General features: G+C 43.3%; 12 protein-coding genes and 1 tRNA gene. 8 read left to right on the top strand and 5 right to left on the bottom strand.

Annotated elements, in window-relative coordinates; genetic code table 11:
* The first annotated feature begins 358 nt into the window (after positions 1 to 358).
* Positions 359 to 1555, top strand: coding sequence for an NO-inducible flavohemoprotein (gene hmpA, locus MD535_RS10265; RefSeq protein ID WP_265674944.1), 1197 nt, complete (start codon positions 359 to 361; stop codon positions 1553 to 1555).
* 67 nt (positions 1556 to 1622) lie between these two features.
* Here hmpA and MD535_RS10260 read toward each other — a convergent pair whose 3' ends face one another.
* From MD535_RS10260 to MD535_RS10245, 4 genes are all read right to left on the bottom strand, one after another.
* Positions 1623 to 2162 (bottom strand): hypothetical protein, encoded by a 540-nt coding sequence (locus MD535_RS10260; RefSeq protein WP_265674943.1) that lies wholly within the window; start codon positions 2160 to 2162, stop codon positions 1623 to 1625.
* Positions 2159 to 2695, bottom strand: a complete 537-nt coding sequence (locus MD535_RS10255) for a YaeQ family protein (protein WP_265674942.1) — start codon at positions 2693 to 2695, stop codon at positions 2159 to 2161. Before MD535_RS10255 ends, MD535_RS10260 begins: the two co-directional genes overlap by 4 nt.
* Before the next feature lie 147 nt (positions 2696 to 2842).
* Positions 2843 to 3052: a cold-shock protein gene (locus MD535_RS10250; RefSeq protein WP_102469409.1), complete on the bottom strand. Its 210-nt coding sequence runs from the start codon at positions 3050 to 3052 to the stop codon at positions 2843 to 2845.
* A 434-nt stretch (positions 3053 to 3486) separates the two neighbouring features.
* Complete coding sequence (locus tag MD535_RS10245; protein WP_265674941.1) at positions 3487 to 4650, bottom strand: threonine/serine exporter family protein; 1164 nt, start codon at positions 4648 to 4650, stop codon at positions 3487 to 3489.
* Positions 4651 to 4926: 276 nt separating this feature from the next.
* On the opposite strand from MD535_RS10245, the gene MD535_RS10240 reads away from it, so the two are divergent.
* The 3 genes from MD535_RS10240 (at position 4927) to MD535_RS10230 (ending at position 7173) form a co-directional block, all read left to right on the top strand.
* The gene (locus MD535_RS10240) at positions 4927 to 5649 is read left to right on the top strand and encodes a porin family protein (RefSeq protein WP_265674940.1); all 723 of its coding nucleotides are present in this window, start codon (positions 4927 to 4929) and stop codon (positions 5647 to 5649) included.
* 210 nt (positions 5650 to 5859) lie between these two features.
* Positions 5860 to 5934 (top strand) — tRNA-Gly (locus tag MD535_RS10235).
* Between the two features lie 297 nt (positions 5935 to 6231).
* Positions 6232 to 7173, top strand: a complete 942-nt coding sequence (locus tag MD535_RS10230) for an esterase/lipase family protein (RefSeq protein WP_265674939.1) — start codon at positions 6232 to 6234, stop codon at positions 7171 to 7173.
* 87 nt (positions 7174 to 7260) lie between these two features.
* On the opposite strand, the gene MD535_RS10225 is transcribed toward MD535_RS10230, so the two are convergent.
* Positions 7261 to 9153, bottom strand: coding sequence for a DUF3604 domain-containing protein (locus MD535_RS10225; protein ID WP_265674938.1), 1893 nt, complete (start codon positions 9151 to 9153; stop codon positions 7261 to 7263).
* A 336-nt stretch (positions 9154 to 9489) separates the two neighbouring features.
* Between MD535_RS10225 and MD535_RS10220 the strand changes: the two genes are divergently transcribed.
* From MD535_RS10220 to MD535_RS10205, 4 genes are all read left to right on the top strand, one after another.
* Positions 9490 to 10530, top strand: coding sequence for a hypothetical protein (locus MD535_RS10220; protein ID WP_265674937.1), 1041 nt, complete (start codon positions 9490 to 9492; stop codon positions 10528 to 10530).
* A gap of 225 nt (positions 10531 to 10755) precedes the next feature.
* Complete coding sequence (locus MD535_RS10215) at positions 10756 to 11532, top strand: helix-turn-helix transcriptional regulator (protein WP_265674936.1); 777 nt, start codon at positions 10756 to 10758, stop codon at positions 11530 to 11532.
* Positions 11533 to 11626: 94 nt separating this feature from the next.
* Positions 11627 to 12442: an SDR family NAD(P)-dependent oxidoreductase gene (locus tag MD535_RS10210; protein WP_265674935.1), complete on the top strand. Its 816-nt coding sequence runs from the start codon at positions 11627 to 11629 to the stop codon at positions 12440 to 12442.
* A gap of 256 nt (positions 12443 to 12698) precedes the next feature.
* Positions 12699 to 13871: an OmpP1/FadL family transporter gene (locus tag MD535_RS10205; RefSeq protein WP_265674934.1), complete on the top strand. Its 1173-nt coding sequence runs from the start codon at positions 12699 to 12701 to the stop codon at positions 13869 to 13871.
* The last annotated feature ends 134 nt before the right edge of the window (positions 13872 to 14005 follow it).

Raw genomic sequence — 14005 nt, 5'->3', positions numbered from 1 at the left:
AAGAGAGTGTTAATTGCATTATAGTGTCTAATTGACTTACGTTAAAGAGGTCATTTGGACATAATTGAAATGAAAATAGTAATAACTATCATTATATAGCGGGCGTTGAACGAGTTGGCACGGTATGTGCTGTATAGGCATGCGCAGTATAGATATGCGCTATATAAGTCATTAGCTGAACGACAACTCGGTATGATTCTCAACTTATACTCATCGTTAATCAGTGACATACATAACTATAAACGGTACTGGTGCCTAACATGTCTATTCTGATTCAAGTAGAGCACTCAGTCCAATTTAGAAAGTCAATCTCGTCAACCATTTTAAAGTAAACCATTATTGTCTTAAGGGAGTCCAAATGCTAACTAATCAACATATTGATATCGTTAAAAGTACTATTCCACTATTAGAATCAGCGGGTCCAGCACTTACTCAGCATTTTTATCAAAGAATGTTCTCTCATAATCCAGAACTCAAAGACATTTTCAATATGACGCACCAGAAAACGGGTCGCCAAAGCGTAGCCTTGTTTGAAGCTATTGCGGCCTATGCGAAAAATATCGAAAACTTAGCGGCGTTAAGTTCCGCAGTTGAACGTATTGCTCATAAACATACGAGTTTCAATATTAAAGCAGAGCATTATCAAATTGTTGGATTACATCTAATTGAAACATTGAGAGAGTTGGCACCCGACGCTTTTACCACTGAGGTTGAAGAGGCTTGGACTGCTGCGTACCTATTTTTAGCCCAGATATTCATCGATCGTGAGTCTGCTTTGTACCTTGAAAGTGAAGCGGCTAATGGCGGTTGGGCTGGTGCTCGTTCGTTCATCGTTTCCGACAAAGTAAAGGAATCGGAAGTGGTGACAAGCTTTGTTCTGACGCCGGAAGATAACCAAGCTGTGATTGCATACAAAGCAGGGCAATACATCGGCATTGAAGTGACACCATCGCAAAGCGAACATATTGAAATTCGTCAGTATTCTTTATCTCAAGCATCCAACAATAATAACTACCGAATTTCAGTGAAAAAAGAAGGAGAGGGCTCTCAATTGGGGTTGGTTTCAAATTATCTGCATGACGAAGTGAACGTTGGAGATAAAGTTAACCTAATGCCTCCTGCGGGTGATTTCTTTTACGTTGAAAAGCAAAGACCGGTTGTATTGATCTCTGCTGGTGTGGGTTGTACACCGATGCAGGCGATATTGCAGCAGTTAGCCGGAACGGAAAAAACAGAGCACGTCACTTATCTACACGCTTGTGAAAATCAAACTCAACATGCATTTCTCGACGAGACTGACAGCGCGATAGTGGGCAGAGGTTGGGCAAGTGAGGTATGGTACAACACGGCAACGTTTGAGCTAAACAAGGCAAACACTCATCAAGGATTAATGGATCTGAAAAACGTCGCCAACCCACTACCGCTTGAAGAGGGGGATTTCTATCTTTGCGGCCCAGTGGTGTTTATGGAAAGTATTGTAAAGCAGTTAGAGGCGCTAGGGGTATCGCGAGAACATATTCATTATGAAGTGTTTGGACCTCATGCTTATTTGTAATCGATAGGCTTGATCTCGACTGCTCGCACCCGCGGCATGTGACAGTAATATTTAAATGGTTTAGCCTTTAGTTAAACCATTTTTCAAACCAGCGTTTCCATCCGGTTGCTGGTGGTCTGTTTGCTTCGAAGTAACGCACTCCAAGATAGTAGCTTTCCGTGAATGCGACCCGCTGTTCATCTATGCCGTTCTCACTAAATTGGCTAATGACCTGACTGGTTTGAGCAGCGTGGTCATTGGCTAAGCTGTAATCCATCCCCAAGCAGCCTTGTACATACAGCCACACATGAGTAATCAGAATAAGCTCGTCAAGAACGGGTAGCTTAAAGATTTGTGCTTGATCTTTGCCTAACTTATCTTCAAAGCTTTGCTGCATGGTATGAATTTGATTAGAATGCGCGTCCAATGAGGTCAGTGACTCAATGTTCAACTTAGTAAATAACCCCAACATGATACCAAGATCAGGTGTTTCAGGTTTATTGGCTTTAGCATGCTCAAATAGCGCATTTTCCCGAGCACAAAGCTCAGAAAAACGCGTAGAGTGAGAGGCAATCACCGCGATCTGTTCAACATTGAGGCTGCGTAGATGCGTCTCTAATGGGCTCATTTCTCTTGAAGCTCCTCAACAAGGACTTCCACAGAACCGTTATCACCATCGACGAATAAAGACGTACCTGTAATCATCACGGATAAATCCATTGTTCGAGCCACTAAACCTGTTAAGGCTTCAATGGATTCATTATTGAAGCGATACACGCTGGCGTTGAGGTAACCAAACTTTCCTTGGTTTTGCTTCCACCACACATCACTTTTCGTATTGAAGCTATAAACTTTGGTTTTCTTGGATAAGCGTGTCGCTTTTTTCACGCGCTCTACATCTGGCTCACCAATTTCAATCCACATTTCGGTTTGGTCATCGAGTGTTTTCTGCCAGATATCCGGTTCGTCGATATCGGATAGGCCTTTTGTAAACTGAAGTTCAGGTGAGGCGTTCAAACAAAATGCCATCAGGCGCGCCATCATTCGTAAATGAGTTTCTGATGGGTGTAATGCAACAGTTAGGTTAAGTGAATCGTAATAGTCACGATTCATATCGGTAAGTGCAACGCGGAACTTGTAGATGGTCGGTTTGATAGCCATAGGGGGGTTACAACACAATTAATGAGAAGACAGGGTATCTTACGTAGCTTAATGGCAAATTGGTACAGAATTGGTAGCTTAATGGCCTAAATGGTAAAAAAATAGCCAGCTTGCGCTGGCTAATAGTATCTGGAGTATCAACAGTAATTAAACTGGCATGATCTCTTCAGCTTGAGGACCTTTTTGACCTTGAGTTACTTTGAACTCAACTTTTTGGCCTTCAGCTAAAGTGCGGAAACCGTCTGCTTTGATGTTGCTGAAGTGAGCGAACACGTCAGGGCCATTCTCTTGTTGAATGAAGCCAAAGCCTTTAGTTTCGTTGAACCACTTAACGGTACCAGTTACTGTGTTAGACATAGTGTAATCCTAAAATTTAGTATTTTCTTTTTTGTTTTGCCGATTCGGCAGCTATAGCGCGAAAAAGTAAATTGCTATTGCGTACAACACGACAAGGAATTGCTTTGAATTCAACGAATGTCTTTTGTAAACAACGTAACTTCATTTCTAGCCAGAAATTAATATAAGCCACTATAGAGTTAAGTCAACGATTCTAAGTGAAGCTTGTATGGAATATTTGAACTTAAGCTAGTTTTTTGATTTCAATTACATGACATTTCATTTCTCTGACAAAATGATTAATTAAAGTAGCGTGGGATAATAAGAAACAAATTTTTAACCTTTTGATATAAAAGAATAAATTTTAGCCAAAAATTAATAAATTTGTAAACTTACTGGAACCAATATAAAGCGGTTTGCTCGGGGCTGGACTAATAGTCCGGCCCCGAGTATGACTAACGATCTATTTTAGGGGAGTATAAAGAATAAGCAGTAATTTGCCCTGCAACAATTGCGGAGAACATAAATAATGCGGATAAACCGATGTTGGGGATCGGCAAAATCGATTGTTCAAACACCGACTGACTGGCACTGACCAATACTCGGCTACCAGGGACCAGTATGATGATGCCTTGGACGATATAAATAGAGCCGGTAAGATCGAGTCGTTTGGCTACCCAAGTCCCGTATAACGTAATGAGCACGGTTGTAATCCATGTACCGACAATCCAGCCACTACTAAAGCCAAGATAAAAAGGGCCCCACATACCAAGAACAGCAACGGGTAACCCTAGCAATATATCTTTTGGGCGAGCATTAAAAATCACACCAATAGACGAGGAGATAAGCAGTAGCCCGAAACCGTGCAGCCATAGAGGGACTTCATTGGTGTAAGACAAAGATTCCGCTTGCCCCCACCACGCTTCACCAATATTGAGTCCCATTATCACGCCAATGAACAACTTTATCAGTGTTAATGCACTTTGCCCTAATAGGGCCGTACCAGAGACCAAATCATTAAACGCTAGACATTCCAATGAGTTGGCAATAGAGAGTCCGGGGACAAAAAGCACCACGGTGGCGATACATAATGCCCAAACGGGAATTGCTGCCCCCGTGCTGGCGATAAACGCGACAAAAATTCCGGTTAACAGTGCAGCCACAAATTCGACGGCGATTGAATTGCGACCCTTCACAACCAACTGAGTGAGCCAAACAATTAAACCAAGTATAACGGAATATCCGACGGCTTCTAAAGTGCTACCAACGAGCATTAAGTAGGCCGGTGGAATGCCCATATTAGCCAATGCAACGACCCACTTTGGATAACCAATCGGTTCCGGAACGGGTTCGTTACTGGGTTGATTAATACGAATGATGGTATTAGCCAGTAGGCCAAGGTTGATGGATGCAGGTTTGAGTCGCTTTAATACCACCGTGTTATTTTTATCGGGAAATTGATAATTAATCGCGGTAGGCGTTGCTTGCACCATGACGTCGATACCATGCTTTTGAGCATAGTATTGCGCGTACTTTTCTACTTTATAAGGAGCACAGCCACTGCGGTGTAATGTATCACCAATTTCAACGATTTTTTTTATGGTATGAGGTGAAGGCATAGGTGCATCGAACTCAGGTTGTAACTATGTTGTTAAGTGGCGTCAAAGGTAGCAGAGCTTAGTGGTTTTGACGAGCGCTATTGAAATAATTTACGAGGATTTTTGCGGGCGATTTGAAATGCTTAATAATCGCACAGAAAGGGGGATGACTTACCGTCGCAGTATGTGACTTCTTGTCATGGATTTTACCCGTTTGTCGCATTGTGCAGCAACATATTAGCGTGATTGATAAAGTAGCGAAATAGCATGAATTATTACAATGGAAAGGCGGCAACTATGCAAGAGATCAGGCAAGCGACTGAGCAAGTAATCATGCCAACATCATTGGCGATGTTCAATACGGCAGAATCGTTATGTGACAGGCGCATTGGGCTTCGTGTCTTAAGCGATTCTCAGTCGAAGTTGTCACGTATTAAATGGGGTTGGTTAATGACCAGGAAGGTAACGTTAGCTGGCTCGTTAGTGATTGCGTCGTTTACTCTTTTCGCGGCAGACAAGCAGGGTGCGTTTGTCGGCGGCGCGTTGGGCAACATGCAAACTTATTCAATAGAAAATACATTTGAAGGTGAGCGTTATAATCATTCTAGTCCTGCAATGGCCGTGTATGCGGGCTACCATTTTACAGACTGGTTTGGTTTAGAAGGGCAGCTGCTTGGCGCAAACACCTCGGTTACTGGCTTATCTTCTGTCACGGGTGCTGTTTCGGTGTCCCCTAAATTCTCTTACTATTTTAACGACAATATAGCGGTATACACCAAGTTAGGGTTATCTGGGTTTCTGATGGGCTGGAATGGTAAGCCCAGTAAAGAAAGTACCAATGATTACTCGATTGGCCTTGGTACTCACGCTGGTATTGGCGTTAACATTGCGATGAACAATAGCGTCAACATGAGATTGGATTATACGCACATGATGCCTAATTTCGAACACGGTAGCGGTGTGAACCTGGGCAACGCTGACATTGGCGTGTTTATGGTGGGTGTCCACTATCAGTTCTGATCGTCGGCTTGGGTAAGTCGGCTATAATGATAGATACAATGGTCAGAGAGGAAAACCGTGTCACCCGTCACGGTTTTTGTTGTTTTGAGGTGATGAGACGTACAATCGTTAAGCACTAAGAATAAAAAACGTGCAAACAAACACTTAAGTGTAAAATAACGCTTTTCATTCTTAGCGATTGTGGCATTATCTATCTCGTACCAACGATGTGCGTGCATCGTATAATGGCTATTACCTCAGCCTTCCAAGCTGATGATGCGGGTTCGATTCCCGCTGCACGCTCCAATCTCTTCTCCTTTCGGCACTAACTCCCAAGCAACTGAAAATAAGACGCTTTAATGCGTGTTTTTTTGTATCTGAAATTTGGCTTTTGACGATAAGCGGACGAATGATCACCTTAAATGTCTATTACCTGATCAAATCGCTATAGATACAAATGTAGTTATTCATGATCTGTAGAGTCAGCAAGGTCTAGAAATTGAAGCGAACTTTACTTTTGTTTATGATGACAAGCGTGGCATGAATACTTCAATTATCTATAACGATTTTAATAAGTAACGAAACTAACCCAAGGAGTGGGGCATGGGAATGTGGCGTAGTTGGGTGACTTGCACTGCAATAGCCGTAGGCATGATTTCGAATGTTCAAGCAGAGACGGTTGACTTATCGATGCTGTTTCCTGACAAAAGCGTGCGCTCGTGTGGTACTTCAAGCCAGCCTTTACGAATTAAGAATAATGAACCTTTGGTACTCATTATTCATGGCTGTCTTGCATCGGAAGGTCAGTTTAAAGCATTGTCAGAAGTCTATGAGCAATTAGGGCAGCAGACGGCTTGTTTTGAATATGACGATAGACGTAGGTTGGATGATGTTGCTGGTGAGCTTATTGAGGCGGTAAACACGCTTAGCCCAGTATTAGGTGAACAACAACTCACCGTTTTAGGTCATAGTCAAGGGGGCTTAATCACTCGACGAGCGTCGACTAACCAGCGATCTGATGGCAAAAAAATCACCCACGACCCTATAGAAATAGCGACGATTTCCGCCCCGTTTAAAGGTATTGAAGCGGCTTCACATTGCGGTATCAGCTGGTTAAGAATCGCTTCTCTCGGGGTTGTTGATGCGATTTGCTATGCCGTGACTGGCGCAAAATATCTCGATATTCCACCACAGGCTGATTTTATCGAAACGCCGGGTGAACTCATACCGCAACTCGACCGTCACCTCATTATTAAAACTGATGAGCTAAATACATGCCGAATTGAAGATGCCAAGGGACAGTGTATTCAAGATGATTACGTGTTCTCACTCGTCGAGCAAACCAAATCCATGGTGGACAGTTCGACGCAAGGTCAGCCAATAACCGTCCATGCAGGGCATGCTGAAATTGTGGGGAGTGAAACCGTTACCCCTTGGAAACTGATTGAGGTGTTACAAAGGTATGATTTGATGGCAAAACCGGATGCCTCAGACGTCGAAGCCTTTACAACATCGGTGAATCAAATTTATCAGCGATTTATCTAGCGTTGCTTTATTGCCTCTCATTACGAAAAAGTAAGCGCCACAGGCACTTACTTTTTTAACGTTTACTGAGTAAAAGCATAATGGGTATTAAGTGAGCCAGATTGGGCTTGTCCAGCCGATATTGCGGTCTTTTTGGAATACGCGTAGATAAACATATGACGCGTTAGATCCTAATGCGCAGGCTTTCAGATCGGCGGTGAACTTATGTCCGTTTACCGACCATTTTTCGAATACTTCTCCATCCACTACCAACTCAACTTTTGACATCGGGTCAGGCGTGATGGCTTCAATGACTAAGTGATGAGTGTCAGCTTTCTGAGCATCATTACCGATCGTCGTTTGGTCGATGTTAAGATTTAGAAACATACGAGGGTGTGTGGTGGCAATGGTGTGCCGAGCTTTCATCGAGTCAAAAATGTCCGCGCGAGTGTGTTGCTTGGCTATCACTCCCGTAATACCGCCATAACCTGGATTACCATCGTGACCATCACTATTGGAGACAAATCCGAATTTTTTACCTCGGTTTAAGAAGTCGACGACCGTATTATTTTTTACATTGTTACGGGCTTTGTGGAGCATCGGGTTTTTCGCATACTCAAAACGTCCCCATTGCGCGGAATAGACTTCGATCATCGTTTCATCTTCGCTACTTGCTTCCCAGTTGGCGAGGTCGAAGCCTTTCTCGAATTTTGCATCTTGGTTGTCGACGTGCTTTGGACTGCGACCATTACAAAAGCGATGTAGGTGCGGAATAGTAATGAATTCACGGCCTTTGTAGATATCCCATATATCGTGAATGATGGTGACATCACGATCGGGGTACTTTTCTTGTGACAAAGAATGCTTAAATAGTGCGACGGTATCACCACGGCGACCATGCAGTTCAAAGCCACAAAAAGTCACAAACTCGCCTTCTTGGTTAAATTTGTCACATTCTTCACCAATGGTTTTCCATGTGGCTTTATCAATGTTGAGGGTTCGATCTTCATTGAAGGTAAAGGTCTGTTCTGACAGGCCAACAAAATCTAGTCGCGCCACTTCTTTAGCGTATGCGTAGGCGTTACGTGGGAACGCGCCACAGTCGTTATCTCGAATGTTTGCCGTCAGGTTAGAGTGAGTATGTGTATCGCCCCAGTAGATGTTGTGTTCTATCTTCTCAACCACTTTAATCACTGAGGGGGCGACACGTAGGTCGGTACCTTCAATAGTGGCAAGATAACAACCTTGTTGCAGGGCGCAGTTTACGTTTCCATATTCGACGTTGGAGACAAGAACTTTGTCATCGTTGTCTAAATTGGTGAACACGATGGTAAGCGGCGCGCAAGTGTAGTCCTTAATTGGGTTTTCAAAACGGTCCACTGCCAGCATGGATAGTTTAAAGTTTTCTCCCTGTTGGGCGATAGTCGGCGTAACAAGTGATAACTCGCTTGCTGCTCCTGGTGTTAATGTGATATCTGGGAAGACATTTAAGCGACGTGTGTTTGTCGACCCGCCAAGTGTCATATCAAAAGTCTTTTCAATGCGACATACGTCGTCGTTAAAGGCGCGAATACCGATACGAGTCGGTGCCGCATCGCCTTTAAGATACAGGCGGTCGACGCCTCCGAACTGAACAAAAAATGCTTGTCCGGTTTGGAATTCGTCAATGAGGGTGATGTGAGCTTCACGAGAGGAGTCGTTCCAGCGATTGATGTGACTAAATTCTGTTTTGACTTTGTGAATTGCCACATCAATTTCTAGAGCTTCTTCATCAGCTAATGCATAGAGATAACTGGGTTTCCAGTAGTCGTAGCACTGTAAATATTCATCAGACAATTGATGCTGGTAGGGCTGAACCGTGATAACAAACTTGGTCCCCGCAGGTAAAGTACATTTTGGCTCAACGTCTAGACGCCATTCATATTCACCATTGACTTCAATCGTCGCTTCTTGCGTTACTCGAAATGTCGCGAGTTCATCGTGATAAGTGTATATTTCCATAATTTCACTTTCTCTATATCTATATCGGAATAGTCGTTATTTCGAAGGGTTTCTATGCTGCTATTTAAATATAAATGTGTGTTAGGGCTGTATGATAAGCGTCATAAATGGCAATAAATAAAGACGAGGTCGCAGGGAGTTAGCGAGGTATTTGATCTTGGAATACAAAGATGGATACAAAGGAAGCCAATAAAACTGTGACATGAAGCAAAGAGCAGAAAGTAGATTCAGTAATATTACCGTATTGGTAAATCGCTAAACAGGTCAGTATTGGCTCCAGAAAATAAGCCGTTAGGCACTGATACCACTGCGATTACATTTATTGGGATATTAAATATGAAAAAGCTAGCCGTCGCGATTGCGATGATTCTTTCCGCTCCTGCTATTGCCGAAACAAATAATGCAGGCGTTGTCACTGAACAGTCTTCAGCCGCCAATATTTCTGAACTTTCTTCTACTGCTGACAAGCCTAATAACCTTTATGATTTTATCGAGAATGATAAATTGTCAGGTGTAGCCTATTCTGGCGCTGAGCTAGGTGGCAATGTACTGTTTGATGACCAAAATAACAGTAACTTTGAGCATACCTACATGTTTAAAGTCGGCGCAGATTTAAGCTATGCGGTGACGGAATCCTTTTCGCTTTTGATTGGCGGTGAAGCTCGTTATGAGTGGGCTGGATATGATAAGAAAGTCGAGTCAGTGAACTATGTCGATCGCTTTGTATTTGGTGCTCAATCAGTGGCGGGTGTGACCACGTTTGGTAAGCAATGTGGTATTGCTGATGTCTATCTTGGCTTCGGTGATATTTCGAAAGAGCACGGCATCGGCGCGGAAGCAGATGAGGCGACGTGTACCGACGAGCAATTAAATCATCACTATTTTGGTGAGAATTTTGATATCGGCGCGGCATGGGAACACTCAAACGATGCGTGGGCTGTTGGTGGCTCGACAACGGTAGGCCCTGTTGTGATTGGTGGTACTTACGTTGATATTTCAAAAGGTGAGAACTCGACGGCAGCACAAGATCGTTCAGAGAAGGTGTATACGGTAGGCGCGGTTGCTGTGCTAGATAAGTTTAACTTTGCGGCTAAATATGATTTTGCTGATGTAGAGGCGATTAGCGCAAACAATGAAGAAACGAAAGGCTATGCGCTAGGTATTGCCTATCAAGCAACCATGAACCTATCGATTTCTTCAACCTACAACTCTGAAGATTATAACTTTACCGAGTCAAGCCGTTCATACATGGAAGATGATTGGTTTACCTTGGGAGCGTCTTATCGCTTGAATGAGCATTTAGAATTTGTGACAGATTACAAATTTGCTTCTGAAGATGATGATAAGTTGTTTTTGCGTGCAAACGTAAGTCTGTAACCTTTTTGTCTTTGACGTTTCATTATGAACCTTTTGCCAGTAGCTCTGCTACTGGCTTTTTTTTGGTAAATAGATCTCTTCAATGCAAGGTAATTGACACTGACCTTTATAAAGACTAATTTTTAATTAAAACTGATAGTTATAATGATATGTGTCTTTATCAATGCACCGTTATAAAGTACGTATCGTACGTAAGCTATAGACTTCTCAGAGATGGTAAAAATCATGACAACTAATTTTGAAGCCTTGTTGATGAACCAATCGAATCGACTTACCGCAAGTCGTCCCAACGAATTTTTAGAGAATTTTGTTGGTATTGTCGAGGATGCTCTAGAGTGGTTTAAGCTCGACAGGTTGACTGTTTTTCCAAACTCAATGATCTTACTCAATGATGGTAAGACCATTTCGGTATCAAGGAAAGGTATCCCAGAATTAGACAAGCAACGATTTCTAAAAGGCAATTATAAAGATTACCTAAGGATTCTACGTTCCAAACAACCGTGGCAGATATTTGATAGCGAAGCGCTGGCAAACCATCCGTTAGATCCGATAAAGGAGCTTTACCGAGAAGGGGCGTGCTGGCACGGGATTATTCGTCTGGAATTGTTTGGACAGACTTGGGGCGCGCTGGCGTTTTCACGCTTTAGTTTGGAGGAACCGCCACTTAGCGAAGAGAATTTTAAACGTTTGAAATTACTGTCCGACATGTGGCTTTGCTTTTGGCAGCACGCGACAATGACCAGAAACCTTAGTTTGGATGATAGTTCTGTTGCCGACGAAAGTGAAAAACTGCTACTGCTGAGCAAGAAGCAGTGCACAGTGCTGACATTATTATCACAAGGCTATACGGCAAAACAGTGCGCTGAAAAACTGTTTCTAAGTTCCCGTACCATTGAGTCACACAAATATCGAATGCTTGATATTCTGGATCTCGACAACCACACCGAATTAGTCCAGTTTGCGTTAAGAAATGGTCTAGGTATCGAATCTACCGATCGGTAGATCGTGATAAAAAGCAGTAGTTATTCCCGTATATGGTTGTCGAAGCAGCCGTTATTATCTGAAATAAGCAAACCGTTCAGATAAGGGTGAAACGATGCAAAAGAATATTCTAGTCATAGGCGCATCATCGGGCATTGGTTATGACTTGTGCGATACGCTTGTTAAGCAAGGGCATACCGTTTATTGCGGTGCGCGTCGTCTAGACCGTTTAGAGGGACTGCGAAAACAGGGGGCCCATGTATTTAAAACGGATGTACGCAATGAAGAAGATCTTCACCATATCATCACGACCATGGCTTCAGAGCAAAATAGTATCGACATTGTGTATGCCAATGCTGGTTTCGCTATAGCAGGCCCAATTGAAGAAACACCAATAGATAAAGTGAAGCAACAATTTGATACTAATGTCTATGGTGCCGCACGTATTGCACGGCAAGTCTTGCCTTATATGAGAACGCAAGGTCATGGACGAATCATATTTACCACCTCTATTGCTAGCCGAGTGTCAACAAGCATGAATGGCTGGTATTCAGCAAGTAAACACGCCGTTAATGGCATGGTTAAGGCGTTGGCTCAAGAAGTCGCTGGTTTTAATATACATGTTATGACCGTTGAACCCGGCTGCGTGAAAACGGAGTTGGACGCTGCTCAGTTAGCGGATATGAAGGCGACGACATCCCTTCCGGTGTACGCTGATATCGTGGACAAATCTCATGGATTTCTTAAGCGTGGTTATGATTCTGGCTCGAATTGTGATTCGACGGTAAAGGCGATGCTAACGGCAGGTTTTAGCAAAAAACCTAAACTCAGCTACCAAAGTACATTAGATTCTAAGCTGATGTTTTGGGTGCAGAAGATTATCGGTGAGCAACGAATAGGACAAATCGTGCTAAAACTCATTATGCGTTAAAACTCAATTAACCATGTTTAAGCGATGACCTCGAATAAACCACGTTATGTTATGCGTTAGGATTCTATCTATAACGCATGACCTTTCTATTGCTCTAACGCCTATTTCAAAGCCTCTCTTTTCCGACTTCGTGCAGTAGTTTTACCGATCAATTTGTCGCCTGAACTCTTTAAAATTAGCTTAAGTAACCGCCTAAGCCTCGTCGCTAGATTGTTATGCCAAAGGCTTACCTTAATCCTTACTTGAGCGACTTATAATGAAAAAACACACACTAGCTTTATTGATATGTACACCTCTCGCCAATGCCAGTGGCTTGCTACTTCAAGAAGCTGTTACAGCGAATGCGGGCACGGCTGGAGCCGGTGATGGCGTCCATACAAGTTCGGCCGCGGCGAGCTGGACTAACCCTGCAGCTATGTCTTTTATGGGGGAACAAGTTACCACGGTGAATGCTATGCTGCTCCATCTGCAAATGGACTATCATGATGACAGCCCGCAGAAAAGTGATGGGGAAGCTAAAACGACCATGCCTTCAGTCGGAGTATTTCACGTTCGTCAAATCAGTGATGACATCCACCTAGGCATGAACTTTGGAATCGTCGGTGGCTCTTCTATTGACTATGGAGACCAGTGGGCTGGAGCACCTTATTTAGACAAAGCCTTTATGAGTGGTATGCAGTTAAATCCTAACCTGAGCTACCAAATTAATGACAATCTATCGCTAGCCGTGGGCGCGCAGCTGAGTTATGGCTTACTAGAAGTCTCGACAAGCGGACTGCAAACCAACTTAGACACAGATTGGGCCTATGGTTTTACCACGGGCATTATGTACAATCAGCAAGACTGGGCGTTAGGTCTTAGTTATCGTTCAAAGTTGGAGCATGACTTTTCTGTTACTGCGATATCAGACGCGCCACCACTTTCTATCCCTTTAGACACCGAGCTATTAGTTCCCGCTATCGTTGATTTAAGCGGTCGATATAACCTTAATTCGACCCTCTCTTTGCTAAGCTCCGTCCAATTCCATCAGTGGAGCGACTTTGCGCAAACGCCATTGTATACCGACAAGACAACAGCCAACGTAGAGAGAAACTGGAATGATGTCTGGAAGTTTGCCGTAGGGGCAGAATATCAAGTCAGTGACAAGTGGGCGCTAAAGGCGGGCTTTTCTTATGAGACCTCTCCTCAAGATGATCCATCGCTACAATGGGTGGATTTACCAGTTGGAGAACAGTACCGATACGCATTGGGCGCCAGTACTCGATGGAACGACAATTTGATTGATATCTTTTATGAATTTGCCGACCTTGGAACCATGCCTATTGAGCGACAAGTTGGGCCTAATGCTGGTCGTGGTGATGGTCTGCCGGATCTTAAAGGTTCTTTCGAAGGCCACATCCATTTTGTCGGCGTAAACGTCAGTTTCTAATCCAATTAAGTGACAGGCTCTTTTAATAGCGCCATTCTGGGCGCTATTTTTTAATCTTCACTCACTGCAACAAGCGGTAATTATTACTGAATAACTTACCGAGTCTTTTGTATAGACTGCGATGGAAACGTTCT

It is taken from the genome of Vibrio qingdaonensis (assembly GCF_026191675.1).
Lineage (GTDB): Bacteria > Pseudomonadota > Gammaproteobacteria > Enterobacterales > Vibrionaceae > Vibrio > Vibrio qingdaonensis.
Note: the sequence above shows the minus strand (reverse complement) of the source record. Positions and strands in the feature narration are given on the sequence as shown.